9 protein-coding genes and 2 pseudogenes are annotated in these 18012 nt (G+C 61.3%); 8 read left to right on the top strand and 3 right to left on the bottom strand.

The window, feature by feature from the left end; all coding sequences use genetic code 11:
- Positions 1 to 80 precede the first annotated feature (80 nt).
- The gene (gene putP, locus ACQY47_RS12385; protein WP_017138528.1) at positions 81 to 1565 is read right to left on the bottom strand and encodes a sodium/proline symporter PutP; all 1485 of its coding nucleotides are present in this window, start codon (positions 1563 to 1565) and stop codon (positions 81 to 83) included.
- Between the two features lie 460 nt (positions 1566 to 2025).
- Between putP and putA the strand changes: the two genes are divergently transcribed.
- Together putA and ACQY47_RS12395 are read left to right on the top strand one after the other, a co-directional pair.
- Positions 2026 to 5979, top strand: coding sequence for a trifunctional transcriptional regulator/proline dehydrogenase/L-glutamate gamma-semialdehyde dehydrogenase (gene putA / locus ACQY47_RS12390; RefSeq protein WP_428557175.1), 3954 nt, complete (start codon positions 2026 to 2028; stop codon positions 5977 to 5979).
- A gap of 210 nt (positions 5980 to 6189) precedes the next feature.
- Positions 6190 to 7992 carry an acyl-CoA dehydrogenase gene (locus tag ACQY47_RS12395; RefSeq protein ID WP_099548068.1) on the top strand — a complete coding sequence of 601 codons (1803 nt, stop codon included), beginning with the start codon at positions 6190 to 6192 and terminating at the stop codon, positions 7990 to 7992.
- Here the strand turns inward: ACQY47_RS12395 and ACQY47_RS12400 are convergent.
- Both ACQY47_RS12400 and ACQY47_RS12405 read right to left on the bottom strand, forming a co-directional pair.
- Positions 7989 to 8282, bottom strand: a complete 294-nt coding sequence (locus tag ACQY47_RS12400; RefSeq protein ID WP_017138531.1) for a cell division protein ZapA — start codon at positions 8280 to 8282, stop codon at positions 7989 to 7991. The two genes, ACQY47_RS12395 and ACQY47_RS12400, sit on opposite strands and share 4 nt — an antisense overlap.
- Positions 8279 to 8509: a hypothetical protein gene (locus ACQY47_RS12405; RefSeq protein ID WP_017138532.1), complete on the bottom strand. Its 231-nt coding sequence runs from the start codon at positions 8507 to 8509 to the stop codon at positions 8279 to 8281. The genes ACQY47_RS12400 and ACQY47_RS12405 overlap by 4 nt, the downstream gene beginning before the upstream one ends.
- 343 nt (positions 8510 to 8852) lie before the next feature.
- On the opposite strand from ACQY47_RS12405, the pseudogene ACQY47_RS12410 reads away from it, so the two are divergent.
- The 6 genes and pseudogenes from ACQY47_RS12410 to trxC all read left to right on the top strand — a co-directional run.
- A pseudogene (locus ACQY47_RS12410) lies at positions 8853 to 9509 on the top strand (MCP four helix bundle domain-containing protein); the annotation flags it as partial.
- A gap of 303 nt (positions 9510 to 9812) precedes the next feature.
- Positions 9813 to 10412 (top strand): annotated as a pseudogene (locus ACQY47_RS12415) (methyl-accepting chemotaxis protein); the annotation flags it as partial.
- A gap of 229 nt (positions 10413 to 10641) precedes the next feature.
- Positions 10642 to 12384 carry a potassium/proton antiporter gene (locus ACQY47_RS12420; RefSeq protein WP_428557176.1) on the top strand — a complete coding sequence of 581 codons (1743 nt, stop codon included), beginning with the start codon at positions 10642 to 10644 and terminating at the stop codon, positions 12382 to 12384.
- Between the two features lie 56 nt (positions 12385 to 12440).
- Positions 12441 to 15779, top strand: a complete 3339-nt coding sequence (gene mscK, locus ACQY47_RS12425; protein WP_428557177.1) for a mechanosensitive channel MscK — start codon at positions 12441 to 12443, stop codon at positions 15777 to 15779.
- A gap of 48 nt (positions 15780 to 15827) precedes the next feature.
- Positions 15828 to 17291, top strand: a complete 1464-nt coding sequence (selO, locus tag ACQY47_RS12430; protein WP_428557178.1) for a protein adenylyltransferase SelO — start codon at positions 15828 to 15830, stop codon at positions 17289 to 17291.
- A gap of 216 nt (positions 17292 to 17507) precedes the next feature.
- A complete protein-coding gene (gene trxC, locus ACQY47_RS12435) occupies positions 17508 to 17942 on the top strand; it encodes a thioredoxin TrxC (protein WP_017138537.1) in 435 nt (144 codons plus the stop codon).
- Positions 17943 to 18012 lie beyond the last annotated feature (70 nt).

Consider the following 18012-nt stretch of genomic DNA (forward strand, 5'->3'; position numbering starts at 1 on the left):
CAAAACGATCAAAAAAAGGCCCGCTATCCTAAGGATGCGGGCCTTTTTTCTAACGCAATTGGCGCTTACCGCCCACCGAGTTACTTGTTGAGGTTGTAGTCTTTTTCCGCTGCATCAAAACGCTCGACCATACCCGCAGTCGGTGCGCCCATCTTGCTCACGAAATAGATCGCCAGGCTGGCGAAGATAAAGCCCGGGATGATTTCGTACAGGCCCAGCAGATTGAAGTGCTTCCACACGATCACGGTGATCGCGCCGACCAGAATACCGGCCAGTGCGCCGTTACGGGTCATGCCTTTCCAGATCACCGAGATCAGCACCACAGGTCCGAATGCAGCGCCGAAGCCTGCCCAGGCGTAGCTCACCAGGCCCAGTACGCGGTTGTCCGGGTTGGCGGCCATGGCGATGGCGATCAGGGCCACCAACAGCACCATCGCGCGACCCACCCACACCAGCTCAACCTGGGAGGCGTTTTTGCGCAGGAAGGTTTTGTAGAAGTCTTCGGTCAGCGCGCTGGAGCACACCAACAGTTGGCAGCTCAGGGTGCTCATCACCGCCGCCAGGATGGCCGACAGCAGCACGCCCGCGATCCATGGGTTGAACAGCAGCTTGGCCAGCTCGATAAACACACGCTCGTGGTTCTCGGTGACAGGACCGGCCACTTCCGGGTGCGCGGAGAAGTAAGCAATACCGAAGAAGCCCACCGCCACGGTGCCGGCGAGGCACAGGATCATCCAGGTCATGGAGATGCGACGCGCCTTGGCGATCGACTTAACCGAATCCGCCGCCATGAAACGCGCGAGGATATGCGGCTGGCCGAAGTAACCCAGGCCCCAGCCCATCAGCGAGATGATGCCGATGAAACTGGTGTTTTTGAGCATGTTGAAGTTGTCGGGGTTCTTGGCTTCGATCGCCAGGAACGTGGTGTCGACGCCACCGGTGGCCAGCAGCACGATGATTGGCGTGAGGATCAGCGCGAAGATCATCAGCGTAGCTTGCACAGTGTCGGTCCAGCTGACCGCCAGGAAGCCACCCACGAAGGTGTAGGCGATGGTCGCCGCAGCACCGGCCCACAGCGCGGTCTCGTAGGACATGCCGAAGGTGCTTTCAAACAGACGGGCGCCCGCCACGATGCCGGACGCGCAGTAGATGGTGAAGAACACCAGGATCACTACCGCAGAGATGATCCGCAGCAGGCCGCTTTTATCTTCGAAACGGCTGGAGAAGTAATCCGGCAGCGTCAGGGCGTCGCCGTTGTGCTCGGTCTGCACCCGCAGGCGACCGGCCACGAACAGCCAGTTGAGGTAGGCACCGACGATCAGGCCGATGGCAATCCAGCTTTCCGACAGGCCGGACATGTAGATCGCGCCCGGCAAGCCCATCAGCAACCAGCCGCTCATGTCCGAGGCACCGGCCGACAAGGCCGTGACCACGCTACCGAGGCTGCGACCGCCGAGGATGTAATCAGAAAGGTTGTTGGTGGAGCGATAGGCCATGAAGCCGATCAGCACCATTGCTGCGATGTAGATCACGAATGTGATCAGGGTTGGATTGCTAACGCTCATAGGAGTGACGCCCTGGCTTTGTTTTTATGTAGCAGCGGTCTGGCAGACGGCCACCCATTGGTAACGGGTAGACGATTCGGCGAGCCGCGCATTTATGACTGGCGTTTCCCCAGGAAAGCCGCCAGCCGATGAACCGACCCTTGCGAGTGGTTGCACCTTGGGCGCGAATGCTATTCAACAAAGTAAATAAGGTGCAACCAGTTTCTTGAGATTAAGTTGCACCTCGATATGTTTTCGCGAAAATACCGGGTTTTTGCTCCTTTTCGGAGCAAGAACAGCCGATTTTAGAAGTAAACGCACCAAGACGCAGCGTATTCCGTCGAGGGCCGGAATTTTTCCCGATCACGATCGAAAAATTCCTGAACAATTTGGGTTGCACCCGGTTGCACCTCTGCATGCGCAAAGCTAATCTTGCCGCCAGCAGATGCCACTCGGTAGTGGCACCCATGAGGATAAAAAGATGGCAACGACCACCCTTGGGGTCAAACTCGACGACCCGACCCGCGAACGCCTCAAGGCAGCCGCGACCTCCATTGATCGCACGCCGCACTGGCTGATCAAGCAGGCGATTTTCAATTACCTGGAGAAACTCGAGGGTGGTGCAACCCTGCCCGAGCTCAATGGCTCGGGCAGCAAGGACGCTGAAGACGCCGGCGAAGTGCAACCTGACCACGCCCACCAGTGCTTCCTGGAGTTTGCCGAAAGCATTCTGCCGCAATCGGTATTGCGCGCCTCGATCACCGCCGCTTACCGCCGCCCGGAGCCGGAAGTGGTGCCGATGCTGATCGAGCAGGCGCGTCTGCCGCAGCCAATGGCCGAGGCCACCAACAAGCTGGCCGCCTCGATTGCCGAAAAACTGCGCAATCAGAAGAGCGCTGGCGGCCGTGCCGGTATTGTTCAGGGCTTGCTGCAAGAATTCTCCCTGTCGTCCCAGGAAGGCGTAGCGCTGATGTGCCTGGCCGAAGCGCTGCTGCGCATCCCGGACAAGGGCACCCGCGACGCGCTGATCCGCGACAAGATCAGCACCGGCAACTGGCAGCCGCACTTGGGCAACAGCCCATCGCTGTTCGTTAACGCGGCCACCTGGGGCTTGCTGCTGACCGGCAAACTGGTTGCCACCCATAACGAAGCGGGCTTGACCTCGTCCCTGAGCCGCATCATCGGCAAGAGCGGCGAGCCGATGATCCGCAAGGGCGTCGACATGGCCATGCGCCTGATGGGCGAGCAGTTCGTCACCGGCGAAACCATCGCCGAAGCCCTGGCCAATGCGAGCAAGTTCGAAGCCAAGGGTTTCCGCTATTCCTACGACATGCTCGGTGAAGCCGCGCTGACCGAACACGACGCCCAGAAGTACCTGGCCTCGTACGAACAAGCCATTCACTCCATCGGCAAAGCCTCCCACGGCCGTGGGATTTATGAAGGCCCGGGCATCTCCATCAAACTCTCGGCACTGCACCCGCGTTACAGCCGTGCGCAGTACGAGCGTGTGATGGACGAGTTGTACCCGCGCCTGCTGTCGCTGACCTTGCTGGCCAAGCAATACGACATCGGCCTGAACATCGACGCCGAAGAGGCCGACCGCCTGGAGCTGTCGCTCGACCTGCTGGAACGCCTGTGCTTCGAGCCGCAACTGACCGGCTGGAACGGCATCGGCTTTGTGATCCAGGCCTACCAGAAGCGTTGCCCGTATGTGATCGACTACGTGATCGACCTGGCGCGCCGCAGCCGCCATCGCCTGATGATCCGCCTGGTAAAAGGCGCGTACTGGGACAGCGAAATCAAGCGCGCCCAGGTCGAAGGCCTGGAAGGCTACCCGGTGTACACCCGCAAGGTGTACACCGACGTTTCCTACATTGCCTGCGCACGCAAACTGCTGTCGGTGCCGGAAGTCATCTACCCGCAGTTCGCCACGCACAACGCCCACACGCTGTCGGCCATTTACCATATCGCCGGTCAGAACTATTACCCCGGCCAGTACGAGTTCCAGTGCCTGCACGGCATGGGCGAACCGCTGTATGAGCAGGTTGTAGGCAAGGTTTCCGAGGGCAAGCTGAACCGTCCGTGCCGCGTGTACGCTCCGGTCGGCACCCACGAAACATTGCTGGCGTACCTGGTGCGTCGCCTGCTGGAAAACGGCGCCAACACCTCATTCGTCAACCGCATTGCCGACCACACCATCTCGATTCAGGAGCTGGTGGCCGACCCAGTGGCCAACATCGAGCAGATGGCCACGCAGGAAGGCGGCTTCGGCCTGCCGCACCCGCGTATCCCGCTGCCGCGTGACCTGTATGGCAGCGACCGCGCCAACTCGGCAGGTATCGACCTGGCGAACGAACATCGCTTGGCGTCGCTGTCTTGCGCGCTGCTGGCCACCGCGCATAACGATTGGAAAGCCGCGCCGATGCTGGGCTGCGCTTCCAGCACTGAAGCCGCTGCACCGGTGCTGAACCCGTCCGATCTGCGTGATGTGGTGGGCCATGTACAGGAAGCCACCGTCGAAGACGTCGACAATGCGATCCAGTGCGCGATCAACGCCGGCCCGATCTGGCAGGCCACGCCGCCCGCCGAACGTGCCGCGATCCTGGAGCGCGCCGCCGACTTGATGGAAGGCGAGATCCAGCCGCTGATGGGCCTGCTGGCCCGTGAAGCCGGCAAAACCTTCGCCAATGCCATCGCCGAAGTGCGCGAAGCCGTGGACTTCCTGCGTTACTACGCGGTGCAGGCGCGCAACGATTTCACCAACGATGCCCACCGCCCCCTCGGCCCAGTGGTCTGCATCAGCCCGTGGAACTTCCCGCTGGCAATCTTCAGCGGTCAAGTGGCCGCTGCACTGGCCGCCGGTAACCCGGTACTGGCCAAGCCGGCCGAACAAACCCCACTGGTGGCCGCACAGGCCGTGCGTATCCTGCTCGAAGCCGGTATCCCGGAAGGCGTGCTGCAACTGCTGCCGGGCCAGGGCGAAACCGTCGGTGCCCGTCTGGTCGGTGATGATCGCGTCAAAGGCGTGATGTTTACCGGTTCCACAGAGGTGGCGCGCCTGCTGCAACGCAATGTCGCCGGTCGCCTGGATGCCCAGGGCCGCCCGATTCCGCTGATCGCCGAAACCGGTGGCCAGAACGCGATGATCGTCGATTCTTCGGCGCTCACCGAACAAGTGGTGATCGACGTCGTTTCCTCGGCCTTCGACAGCGCTGGCCAGCGTTGCTCGGCCCTGCGCGTACTGTGCCTGCAGGAAGATTCGGCCGACCGCGTGATCGAAATGCTCAAGGGCGCCATGGCTGAATGCCGCCTGGGCAACCCGGAGCGCCTGTCGGTGGATATCGGCCCGGTGATCGACGCCGAAGCCAAGGCCGGCATCGAGAAACACATCCAGGCCATGCGCGACAAAGGCCGCAACGTGTACCAGGTGGCGATCGCCGACGGCGAAGAGATCAAGCGCGGCACCTTCGTGATGCCAACCCTGATCGAGCTGGAAAGCTTCGACGAACTGCAACGCGAGATCTTCGGCCCGGTACTGCACGTGGTGCGCTACAAGCGCAAAGAGATCGACCAGTTGATCGGCCAGATCAATGCCTCCGGCTACGGCCTGACCCTGGGCGTGCACACGCGCATCGACGAGACCATCGCCAAGGTGATCGACAATGTGCATGCCGGTAACGTCTATGTGAACCGCAACATCGTCGGTGCCGTGGTCGGCGTGCAGCCGTTCGGCGGCGAAGGTTTGTCGGGTACTGGCCCGAAAGCTGGCGGTCCGCTGTACCTGTACCGCCTGCTGTCGACTCGCCCTACGGATGCCATCGAGCAATCCTTCGTGCGCGGCGACAAGCTGGCTGCACCGGACGTGCGCCTGCGCGACGCCATGAGCCAACCGCTGACCACCCTGAAAACCTGGGCCGACAGCAACACGTTCAGTGACCTGAGCGCCCTGTGCAGCCAGTTTGCCGCACAGTCGCAAAGCGGTATCACCCGCCAACTGGCCGGCCCGACCGGCGAGCGCAACAGCTATGCCATCCTGCCCCGCGAGCACGTGTTGTGCCTGGCGGAAGTGGAAGGCGACCTGCTGACGCAACTGGCGGCGGTATTGGCGGTTGGTGGCTCGGCGGTATGGCCGGAAACTGACCTGACCAAAGCCTTGTTCCCACGCCTGCCGAGGGAAGTTCAGGCGAAGATCAAGCGTGTGGCTGACTGGACCAAGGATGAGGTGGTGTTCGACGCCGTTGTGCACCACGGTGATTCCGACCAACTGCGTGCGGTGTGCCAGCAAGTGGCGCAGCGCGGTGGCGCGATTGTCGGGGTGCACGGCTTGTCGCAAGGTGAGACGGCGATTGCGCTGGAGCGCCTGGTGATCGAGCGGGCATTGAGCGTTAACACCGCTGCGGCGGGTGGTAACGCGAGCCTGATGACCATCGGTTAACTCATGTGGGAGCTGGCTTGCCTGCGATAGCGGTGGGCCAGTGACTTAGATGTCAGCTGGCACGGCCTCATCGCGGGCAAGCCAGCTCCCACATTGACCGCATCCAACCTTTCGCCCGCGTTCTGCCCCTCCATCACGCAAATCAATCTTGCTATCCAGCCTCTATTCGCGCACTTAGACTCAGGCCATTCCCTTCAAAGGTAAGCCGCCATGTCCGAGACGCTGCTCAGTTCCCGCAATCTGGCTTTCGAGCTGTACGAAGTCCTCGATGCCGAGGGCCTGACCCAGCGCGAGCGGTTTGCCGAGCACAACCGTGAAACCTTCGACGCCGCCATCAGCACGGCGCGCAGCATTGCCGAGAAGTATTTCGCGCCGCACAACCGCAAAAATGACGAGAACGAACCGCGCTACGAAGATGGCCAGGCGATCCTGATCCCTGAAGTCAAACCCGCCGTGGACGCTTTTCTGGAAGCGGGCTTTCTGAACGCTGCCCGCAGTTTCGAAGCCGGTGGCATGCAGTTGCCTACCCTGCTCTCCCAAGCCTGTTTCGCGCACTTTCAGTCGGCCAACGCAGCGTCAACGTCCTACCCGTTCCTGACCATGGGCGCCGCCAACCTGATCGAAAGCTTCGGCACCGAGGCGCAAAAACAGCGATTCCTGCAGCCGATGATCGAAGGCCGCTTCTTCGGCACCATGGCCCTCACCGAGCCACATGCCGGCTCGTCGCTGTCGGATATTCGTACCCGCGCAGAGCCTGCGTCCGACGGCACGTATCGACTCAAGGGCAACAAGATCTTCATCTCCGGCGGCGACCACCCGCTGTCGGAAAACATCGTGCACATGGTGCTGGCCAAGCTGCCGGACGCGCCGCCTGGGGTGAAGGGCATTTCGCTGTTTATCGTGCCCAAATTCCTGGTCAACGAGGATGGCAGCCTGGGCGCACGTAACGACGTGCTGCTGGCCGGGCTGTTTCACAAGATGGGCTGGCGGGGCACCACGTCCACAGCACTTAACTTCGGCGATAACGGCAACTGCGTCGGCTATCTGGTGGGCAAACCCCATCAGGGCTTGAGTTGCATGTTCCAGATGATGAACGAGGCACGCATCGGCGTGGGCATGGGTGCGGTGATGCTGGGTTACGCCGGCTACCTCTATTCACTGGAATACGCCCGCGAACGCCCGCAAGGTCGCCTGCCTGACAGCAAAGACCCGAGCACTGCGCCGGTTTCGATTATCCAGCACGCCGATATCAAGCGCATGCTGTTGACCCAGAAAGCCTATGTGGAAGGCGCCTTCGACCTGGGCCTGTACGCGGCTCGGTTGTTTGACGACACCACCACGCTGGAAACCGAAGCAGAGCGCAAACATGCCCACGAACTGCTCGACCTGCTCACGCCCATCGTCAAGTCCTGGCCATCGGAGTTCTGCCTCAAGGCCAACGAACTGGCGATCCAGATCCTCGGCGGCCACGGCTACACCCGCGAATACCCGGTGGAGCAGTACTACCGCGATAACCGCCTGAACCCGATCCATGAAGGCACCCACGGCATCCAGTCCCTGGATTTGCTCGGGCGCAAGCTCGCGCAAAACGGCGGCGCGGGCTTGAAACAACTGGTCCGCCTGATCGCCGAAACCGGCGCTCGGGCTCAGGAATACGCCTCACTGACGGCCCTGCGCGAACCGCTGGAGCAATTGGTCAGCCGCCTGCAAAGCGTGACGATTGGCCTGCTGACGGATCTCGCCCACGGCAAGGTCAACAGCAGCCTGGCGAACTCGGCACTGTACTTGAAGGTGTTCGGGCACACGGTGATTGGCTGGCGCTGGCTGGAGCAGGCGATTCGCGCCGAGGAAGGTTTGGCCAAGGGGAATGCGGCCGATGTGGCCTTTTATAAAGGCAAGCTCCAGGCCGCCCGGTACTTCCTGACCTGGGAAGTACCGAGCTGCCATCATGAACTGGCGATTCTGGAGGCACGCGATGACACGTGCCTGGGCATGCAGGACGCGTGGTTCTAAGGCGTTCCGATCGCCTTGGATATCACTTCGACCGTGGCGCTGACTTGCTCTTGGTAACGGTCGAGTTCCTGCTGGTGATGCTTTTGCATGTCGATCTGCTCGGCGCACAGGTTCAGCGCAGCCAGTACCAATAATTTGTCACCGATCAGGGTCGGGTACTTTTTCTTGGTGGTGGCCAGGGAGGCCTTGAGCATGGTCACGGCGTGCATCAGGGTTTGATCCTCCCCTTGCGGCGCCTTGATCGAGTAATCCTCTCCGAGAATCGAAACGACCTTTATCCCTTCATTCATGCGCCGACAGGCCCTGCGCTCACACGCTCAACCAGCGCCTGGATACGCGCGGCGGTGGCGCCATGTTTTTCTTCCTGTTCCATCAGGTTCAGTTGCAGGCTGTCGTTTTCATCCTTGGCGCGGGCCAGTTCCGCCTTCAGGGCTTCATTGCTGCCGAGCAGGTCTTGGTTTTGTTGTACGAGGTCAGTGACCAGCTGTTCAAGCTGGCTGAGGGATGCTTCTAACATTTTGATTTCTCGGGCATTTTCAAAGGGCGGTGACGATAAAGAAAATTCACCTCGGATGCCAGGGTTATCCCCGGCAGGCAGCCCGTTTTTTAAGGGCCGGGCCGCACTTTCGAGCCTTAGTGACTGCATTTACCCGATCTGGTTCCTGAATCCGTCCAACCCCTCGTCAGATGCGACAAAAGCGCGCGCCCCCTTAAGACTTTAGTCGCATGGCCGATACGCAATGCACACCTCGTCTCATGGCCGCACGGATCGCGCTTCTCCCCAGGACTCCCGCATGTCTCTTCGTAATATGAATATCGCTCCGAGGGCCTTCCTTGGCTTTGCGTTTATTGGCGCGCTGATGTTGTTTCTCGGTGTGTTCGCCTTGAACCAGATGAGCAAAATTCGCGCAGCCACCGAAGACATCACTCTGTCCAGCGTGCCGAGCATTCGCGCCCTCGACGAATTCACCCAGTTGACCCTGCGCCTGCGCGTGCTGTCGTACCGCCTGCTGACCAACCGCGAGCCGGACGTGCAGCAAAAGACCCTGGAAGCCTTCGAACTGCGTAACCAGCAGATTCGTGCCGCCCAAGGCGTCTACGAAAAACTTATCGAAAGCAGCGAAGAGCGCGCCACCTACAACGAATACGTGCGTTTGCTCGGCCAGTACCATCAGATCGAGGAGCGCATGAAGAGCCTGTCACGCGCCAACCAGATTGATGAGCTGCGCGCCTTGCTCAACACCGAATTACTGAGTAATTCCGAGCAAGTCAACGCGGTGCTCACGCGCCTGCTGGACATCAACAACCAAATGGCCAACGCCACCAACCAAGAAGCCAAAGACCAATACGACATGGCCTTTGATCTGGTAGTGGGCCTGCTGATCATTGCCACCGCGCTGACCCTGCTGTTCGCCTGGCTGCTGACCCGCAGCATCACGCTGCCCATTGCCCAGGCCCTGGAAGCAGCCGAAGAAGTCGCCGAAGGCAACCTCACCCGCCCGATCAAGGTTGATGGCAACGATGAAGCCGGCCGCCTGCTGGCTGCCATGGCCAAGATGCAGGACAAGCTGCGCGACACCCTGCAACGCATCGCCGGCTCCGCGACCCAGCTTGCGTCCGCGGCAGAAGAACTGAATGCCGTCACCGACGAAAGTGCCCGTGGCCTGACCCAGCAGAACAATGAAATCGAGCAAGCCGCCACCGCCGTCAACGAGATGACCAGTGCCGTTGAAGAAGTCGCGCGCAACGCGGTGAGCACCTCCGAAGCCTCGCGCAACGCCACCACGTCTGCCGGTGACGGCCGTGATCTGGTGCAGGAAACCGTCAGCGCCATCGAGCGCATGAGCGGCGATGTGCAAGCCACCGCCACCTTGATTGGCGACCTGGCCAACGAGTCCCGCGATATCGGCAAAGTGCTCGACGTGATTCGCGGCCTGGCCGACCAGACCAACCTGCTGGCCCTGAACGCCGCGATTGAAGCGGCGCGCGCCGGTGAAGCCGGTCGTGGGTTTGCCGTGGTGGCCGATGAAGTGCGCGCGCTGGCCCATCGCACCCAGCAGTCGACCAGCGAGATCGAGCGGATGATCGGCAGCATTCAGGCCGGCACCGAGCATGCGGTGGATTCGATGCGCAACAGCACCGAACGTGCGGAGTCGACGTTGAACATCGCCAAAGGCGCGGGAATGTCGCTGGACACCATCAACACTGCGATTGTGGAGATCAACGAACGCAACCTGGTGATCGCCAGCGCGGCCGAAGAGCAGGCGCAAGTGGCGCGGGAAGTGGACCGTAACCTGGTGAATATTCGTGATTTGTCGGTGCAGTCGGCCACGGGTGCCAGCCAGACCAGTGCGGCGAGCAGTGAGTTGTCGCGCTTGGCGGTGGACCTGAATGGGATGGTGGGGCGCTTCAGGCTCTAACTGACACCGGTGATCCCTTGTGGGAGCTGGCTTGCCTGCGATAGCAATCTAACAGTCAATAACCCCAGTGACTGATACACCGCTATCGCAGGCAAGCCAGCTCCCACATTTGATCAGCGGCGCCCACAAAAGCTTTTTGACAGCACAGCAATTCAACAGGTTAGAATCGCTGGCACGCAGACTGCATGGTCAGTTTGCGCCCCGTCTTCCCCGCTCTGGAGTACTGCCTTTGAATGCAACGACCATCAACAGCCTGTTCTTGATCGGCGCGTTGCTGGTGGGTGCGAGCATTCTGGTGAGTTCTCTTTCCTCGCGCTTAGGGATCCCGATTCTGGTGATCATCCTGACGGTGGGCATGGCCGCCGGCGTCGATGGCGGCGGCATCATCTTCGATAACTACCCAACCGCGTACCTGGTGGGCAACCTCGCATTGGCCGTCATCCTGCTCGACGGCGGTTTGCGCACACGGGTGGCGAGTTTTCGCGTGGCACTCTGGCCGGCGTTGTCGCTGGCCACGGTGGGGGTGTTGATCACCACCGGCCTCACCGGCATGGCGGCGGCCTGGCTGTTCGACCTCAATATCATCCAAGGCTTGCTGATCGGCGCGATTGTCGGCTCCACGGACGCCGCAGCCGTGTTCTCACTGCTGGGCGGCAAGGGCCTGAACGAGCGGGTCACCGCCAGCCTGGAAATCGAATCCGGCAGCAACGACCCGATGGCGGTATTCCTCACCGTCACCCTGATCGACATGCTGGCCAGCGGCCAGACCGGCCTGCACTGGAGCTTGCTGGCTCACCTGATTCGCGAATTCGGCATCGGCGGCATCGTCGGCCTGGGCGGCGGCTGGCTGATGCTGCAAATGGTCAACCGCATCAACCTGGCCACCGGCCTGTACCCGATCCTGGTGATTGCCGGTGGCCTGGTGGTGTTCGCCCTGACCAATGCCCTGCACGGCAGCGGCTTCCTCGCCGTGTACCTGTGCGGGCTGGTGATCGGCAACCGCCCGGTGCGCAGCCGTCATGGCATTTTGCATATGCTCGATGGCATGGCGTGGCTGGCACAGATCGGCATGTTCCTGGTGCTGGGCCTGCTGGTCACACCCCATGACTTGCTGCCCATCGCCCTGCCGGCGCTGGGCCTGGCGTTGTGGATGATCCTGTTTGCGCGGCCGCTGTCGGTGATGGTCGGCCTGCTGCCGTTCAAGGCCTTCCACGGCCGCGAAAAAGCCTTTATCGCCTGGGTCGGCTTGCGCGGCGCGGTGCCGATCATTCTGGCGGTGTTCCCGCTGATGGCCGGCCTGCCGCACGCGCAGCTGTACTTCAACCTGGCATTCTTTATTGTGCTGGTGTCGCTGCTGGTGCAAGGCACCAGCCTGCCGTGGGTGGCCAAATTGCTGAAGGTCACCGTGCCGCCGGAACCGGCGCCCATCTCCCGCGCCGCGCTGGAAGTGCACGTCACCAGCGAGTGGGAGCTGTTCGTCTACCGCCTGGGCGCGGAAAAATGGTGCATCGGCGCCGCCCTGCGCGAGCTGAAAATGCCCGAAGGCACACGCATCGCCGCACTGTTCCGTGGCCAGCAACTGCTCCATCCGTCGGGTAGTACGGTGCTGGAAGTCGACGATTTACTCTGCGTGATCGGCCACGAACACAACTTGCCGGCCCTCGGCAAGCTGTTCAGCCAGGCGCCGCAGCGCGGCCTCGACCTGCGTTTCTTCGGCGATTTCGTGCTCGAAGGCGACGCCCAGCTGGGCGCGGTCTCCGCCCTGTACGGGCTTAAGCTCGACGGCATCGACCCGGATATGCCGCTCAGCAGCTTCATCACCCAAAAGGTCGGCGGCGCGCCCATCGTCGGCGACCAGGTGGAGTGGAACAACACAATCTGGACCGTCGCGGTCATGGACGGGAACAAGATCGGAAAAGTCGGCGTCAAATTCCCCGAAGGAAGTCGTCCAGGCCCTGGACTCTTCCTCTAAACTGCGAGGCTATGGCGCCACGCCACCAGCCTCTTTACCTTGCTCGACCGGTATCCATGACCCTACTGCGCACCTTTTTAGCCACTGCCCTGCTGGGCCTGACCCTCTGCGTGGGCAACGTCTACGCCGCCGACCCGCCCAGCACCGACGCCATCCAGCAAAGCCTGGACAAGCTGCCCGACCGCAAGCTGCCCGACGCCGACATGAAGGCGTTGCAGAGCATCCTGCAACAGACGTTGACGTACCTGGGCAACAAGCAGGATTACGAGCAGCGCCTGGCCGACCTCAAGCGCCAGCTGGCAGACGCCCCGCGCCAGACCACCGACAACCAGCGTGAATTGGTGCGGCTCAAGGCGACTAAAATTGTCCCCGTGGCCCAACGCTATGCCTCGCTGCCCGTGCCGCAACTTGAGCAATTGCTCGTGCAGCGCAGCACCCAGCAAGGCGACCTGCAAAAAGAGTTGGCCGACGCCAACAGCCTGACCATCGCCGCCCAAACCCGTCCAGAGCGCGCCCAGACCGAAATCAGCAGCAGCCAGACGCGCATCCAGCAGATCAATTCGATCCTCAAGGCTGGTAAAGACAACGGCAAAACCCTCAGCGGCGACCAGCGCAACCAATTGAATGCCGAACTTGCGGCCCTTAATGCCCTGATCCCGCTGCGCCGCCAGGAACTGGCCGGCAACAGCCAACTGCAAGACCTGGGCAACAGCCAGCATGACCTGGTGGTGGAAAAGACCGCGCGCCTGGAACAAGAGATCCAGGACCTGCAAACCCTGATCAACCAGAAACGCCTGGCCCAGTCCCAGCAGACCGTGACCCAGCAGTCCATCGAAGCGCAAAAGGCCGGCGGCAGCAGCCTGCTCGCGACCGAAAGCGCGGCCAACCTCAAGCTCTCCGACTACCTGCTCAAAAGCACTGACCGCCTCAATGACCTGACCCAGAAAAACCTGCAGACCAAGCAGCAACTGGACACCGTCACCCAAAGCGACTCGGCCCTGGACGAACAGATCAATGTGCTCAAGGGCAGCCTGCTGCTCTCCAAGATCCTCTACAAACAAAAACAGGCGCTGCCGCGTCTTACCGTCGACCGCAACCTGGCGGACGACATCGCCAACATTCGCCTGTACCAGTTCGAGGTCAACCAGCAACGCGAACTGATCAGTACGCCCAGCACCTATGTGGATAGCCTGCTGGCCAATCAGTCGCCGGATGACGTGACGCCACAATTGCGCCGCACTTTGCTGGAACTGGCGATCACTCGCAGCGACCTGCTCGAACGCCTGAGCCGTGAGCTGAGCGCGCTGCTGAACGAATCCATCACCCTGCAACTGAACCAGAAACAACTGCTCAGCACCGCCACCAACCTGCGCGCGACCCTCGACGAGCAAATGTTCTGGATCCCCAGCAACAAGCCGCTGGACACCGAGTGGCTGGAAACCGTGCCGGACCACCTGACCAAGCAAGTCACCACCCTGCCGTGGGCTTCGAGCGTCAGCGAACTGTATGACGGCCTGACCCAGCGCCCGCTGCTGTTCTTGCCGTTGCTGCTGTTGATTGGCGCACTGCTGTGGCGGCGTAAAGCCTTGTACGCGCGCCTGAAAAAGATCCACCTCGATATTGGCCACTTCAAGCGCGACAGCCAATGGCACACGCCGGTAGCCATCCTGGTGAATATCCTGCTGGCGCTGCCGGTGGCCCTGGCGCTGGCATTGTGCGGCTACGCGCTGCAAATCGACGCCCGTGGGCAAAACGCCAACTTGGGCGCGGCCTTGCTGCTGATCGCCCAAGCGTGGCTGGTGTTCTACACCGCCTACCGAATTCTCGCGCCGGGTGGCGTGGCCGAACTGCATTTCCGCTGGGAAAAGCCCCAGGTCGAATTCCTCCAGGGCTGGATCCGCAAGCTCGGGCTGGTGGTGCTGGCGCTGGTAGCCGTAGTGGCCATCGCCGAACACCAGCCGGCCGCGCTGGCCGACGACGTGCTGGGCATCGCTGTGGTGCTGACCTGCTACGCGCTGATGGCCTGGCTGCTGAGTCGCCTGCTGCTGCACAGCCCCACCCACGAAAAAGCCTCATTGTTCCGTAAGGCCGTGGGCCTGGTGTTTACCGCCCTGCCCGTCGCGCTGTTTATCGCCGTGTGCTTTGGCTACTACTACACCGCGCTCAAACTCAGCGACCGGCTGATCAACACGCTGTACCTGCTGATGTTCTGGCTGGTCATCGAGGCCACCTTTGTCCGCGGCCTCGGCGTTGCTGCACGACGCCTGGCCTATGCCCGCGCCCTGGCCAAACGCCAGGCCGCCAAGGAAGCCGGCGACGGCGAAGCGGTGATCGAAGAACCGACCCTGGACATCGAGCAGGTCAACGAACAGTCCATGCGCCTGATCCGCCTGGCCTTGCTCGGCGGCTTTATCGCCGCGCTGTACTGGGTGTGGAAAGACCTGATCACTGTGTTCTCCTACCTGGACAACGTGACCCTCTACGAATACACCAGCGGCACTGGTGCCAATATCAGCATGGTGCCGATCAGCATCGGCGACTTGCTCGGCGCCTCGATCATCGTCGGCATCACCTTCGCCCTGGCGCGCAACCTGCCCGGCTTGCTCGAAGTACTGGTGCTGTCCAAGCTGGACCTGGCACAAGGCAGCGCTTATGCCACGACCACCTTGCTGTCCTATGTGATCGCCGGCGTCGGTTTCGTCTCCACCTTGTCCACCCTCGGCGTGAGCTGGGACAAGTTGCAATGGCTGGTGGCGGCGCTGTCGGTGGGGTTGGGCTTTGGTATGCAGGAGATCTTCGCCAACTTTATCTCCGGCATCATGATCCTGTTCGAACGCCCGGTGCGCATCGGCGACACCATCACCATCGGCAACCTGTCGGGCACGGTGAGCAAGATCCGCATCCGCGCCACGACGATTACCGACTTCGACCGCAAGGACATCATTGTCCCGAACAAGACGTTTATCACCGGGCAACTGATCAACTGGTCACTGACCGACACCATCACCCGCGTGACACTGAAACTGGGCGTGGACTACGGCTCCGATCTGGATCTGGTGAAGGAATTGCTGCTCAAGGCCGCGCGTGAAAACACGCGCGTGCTGAAAGAACCCGAACCCCATGTGTACTTCCTCAACTTCGGCGAAAGCACCCTCGACCACGAACTGCGCATGCACGTGCGCGACCTGGGTGACCGCAACCCGGTGATCGACGAGGTGAACCGCTTTATCAACCGCGAGTTCAAGAACCACCACATCAACATCTCGTTCCGCCAGATGGAGGTCTACCTCAAGAACCTCCACGGCCAGGAATACAAACTGGTGGAAGTCGACGCACCGACCAAACCCGCCAACGACGGCGGCGTGCAAGAACCGCCGCCGAGCAAACTCGACTAAACGCCCTATCCCCAGCAGAATGCTCGGACATTCTGCTGGAGATGGCCGGTGAAAGCCCTCGACGAACTGACCTTCGACAACCGCTTCGCACGCCTGGGCGACGCGTTCTCAACCCACGTACTGCCTGAGCCCCTCGACGCGCCGCGCCTTGTGGTGGCGAGCGACGCCGCCATGGCCTTGCTCGACCTCGACCCGGCCGTGGCCGAAACGCCGGTATTTGCCGAGCTGTTTGGCGGGCACAAACTGTGGGCCGAAGCAGAACCGCGGGCAATGGTCTATTCCGGGCACCAGTTCGGCGGCTATACCCCGCAACTGGGCGATGGCCGCGGGTTGTTGCTGGGTGAGGTGTACAACCAGGCCGGCGAGCATTGGGACTTGCACCTCAAGGGCGCCGGGATGACGCCGTATTCGCGCATGGGCGATGGGCGTGCGGTGCTGCGCTCTTCGATTCGTGAGTTTCTCGCTTCCGAAGCCCTGCATGCCTTGGGTATTCCCAGCAGCCGCGCCCTCTGCGTGATTGGCTCCGACACGCCGGTATGGCGCGAGAAACAAGAACGCGGCGCCATGGTATTGCGCTTGGCTCACAGCCATATCCGCTTCGGGCATTTCGAATACTTCTACTACACCAAGAAGCCCGAGCAGCAGGCCGAATTGGCCGAGCACGTGTTGAATCTGCACTACCCCGAGTGCCGCGAACAGCCCGAACCGTACCTGGCGATGTTCCGCGAAATCGTCGAGCGCAATGCCGAAATGATCGCCAAATGGCAGGCCTATGGCTTCTGCCACGGCGTGATGAACACCGACAATATGTCGATCCTCGGCATCACCTTCGACTTCGGGCCGTTTGCGTTTCTGGATGATTTTGACGCGCACTTCATCTGCAACCATTCGGACCATGAAGGGCGCTACTCCTTCAGCAACCAAGTGCCGATCGGGCAGTGGAACCTGAGCGCGCTGGCCCAGGCGCTGACGCCGTTTATCAGTGTGGATGCCTTAAAAGAAGCCCTTGGGCTGTATCTGCCGCTGTATCAGGCGCACTACCTGGACCTGATGCGTCGACGCTTGGGGCTCACCACGGCTGAAGACGCTGACCAGCCACTGGTGGAACGCTTGCTGAAACTGATGCAGAACAGCGGCGTGGACTACACGCTGTTCTTCCGCCGTCTGGGTGATGAGTCTGCGGCACTGGCCGTGGCGCGCTTGCGCGATGACTTTGTCGACCTGGCCGGGTTTGATGCCTGGGCTGATCAATACAAGGCTCGCGTCGCACGGGATGGCGATTACAGCGAGGCACAGCGCCGTGAACGCATGCACGCAGTTAACCCGCTGTACATCCTGCGCAACTATCTGGCGCAAAACGCCATCGCGGCTGCCGAGTCAGGCGACTACAGCGAAGCGCGGCGGCTGCATGAGGTGCTTTCCAAACCGTTTGAAGAACAGCCTGGGATGGAGCAATACGCCCAGCGGCCACCGGACTGGGGCAAGCATTTGGAGATTAGTTGCTCGTCGTAAGATGATCGTTCCCACGCTCCGCGTGGGAATGCCGCCTGGGACGCTCCGCGTCCCGCCTTTTGCAGTGCATCTGCGCACGGGTGACGCGGAGCGTCACGGGATGCATTACCACGCGGAGCGTGGGAACGATCAGTGTTTCATCCTTTTCGCCTGGTCTTGATAAACCTCATTGCCGGCTCCAAATTAAACCCATTGGCCACGCCCTAGGAGCCCACCATGTCCGAACCTCTTGTAATCCCCTGCCCGCATTGCAACGGCCTCAACCGCATCCCTGGCGAACGCCTGGGTGATGCGCCTAAATGCGGGCGCTGCAAGCAGCCTGTGTTGCTGAACAAGCCTTTCGAGCTGAAGCAAGGCGACTACGCCAGCCAGATCAAGGGTGACCTGCCGTTGTTGGTGGATGTGTGGGCCGAGTGGTGTGGGCCGTGCAAATCGTTTGCGCCGGTGTTTGAGCAGGCGGCTGGGCAGTTGGAGGGTAAATGTCGGTTGGCCAAGCTTGATAGTGAGGCTAATCAGCAACTTTCCGCGCAGTTGGGAATTCGCTCGATTCCGAGTTTGATTCTGTTCAAGAACGGCCGTGAAGTGGCACGCCAGAGTGGCGCGTTTCCGTTGCCGCAGTTGATGAGTTGGTTGCGTAGCCAAGGGGTGTAAACCAGTCCCTCAAGCAACGGGGTCAACTGTGGGAGCTGGCTTGCCTGCGATGGCATCACCTCGGTCTGAC

The organism is Pseudomonas edaphica (assembly GCF_965277385.1).
GTDB classification, from domain to species: Bacteria; Pseudomonadota; Gammaproteobacteria; order Pseudomonadales; family Pseudomonadaceae; genus Aquipseudomonas; species Aquipseudomonas edaphica.

Excerpts from the sequence above, each read along its gene's own strand:
- mscK (WP_428557177.1), top strand. The coding sequence starts at position 12,441 with ATGACCCTACTGCGCACCTTTTTAGCCACTGCCCTGCTGGGCCTGACC.
- putA (WP_428557175.1), top strand. The coding sequence starts at position 2,026 with ATGGCAACGACCACCCTTGGGGTCAAACTCGACGACCCGACCCGCGAA.
- putP (WP_017138528.1), bottom strand. The coding sequence starts at position 1,565 with ATGAGCGTTAGCAATCCAACCCTGATCACATTCGTGATCTACATCGCA.
- ACQY47_RS12405 (WP_017138532.1), bottom strand. The coding sequence starts at position 8,509 with ATGTTAGAAGCATCCCTCAGCCAGCTTGAACAGCTGGTCACTGACCTC.
- ACQY47_RS12400 (WP_017138531.1), bottom strand. The coding sequence starts at position 8,282 with ATGAATGAAGGGATAAAGGTCGTTTCGATTCTCGGAGAGGATTACTCG.
- trxC (WP_017138537.1), top strand. The coding sequence starts at position 17,508 with ATGTCCGAACCTCTTGTAATCCCCTGCCCGCATTGCAACGGCCTCAAC.
- ACQY47_RS12395 (WP_099548068.1), top strand. The coding sequence starts at position 6,190 with ATGTCCGAGACGCTGCTCAGTTCCCGCAATCTGGCTTTCGAGCTGTAC.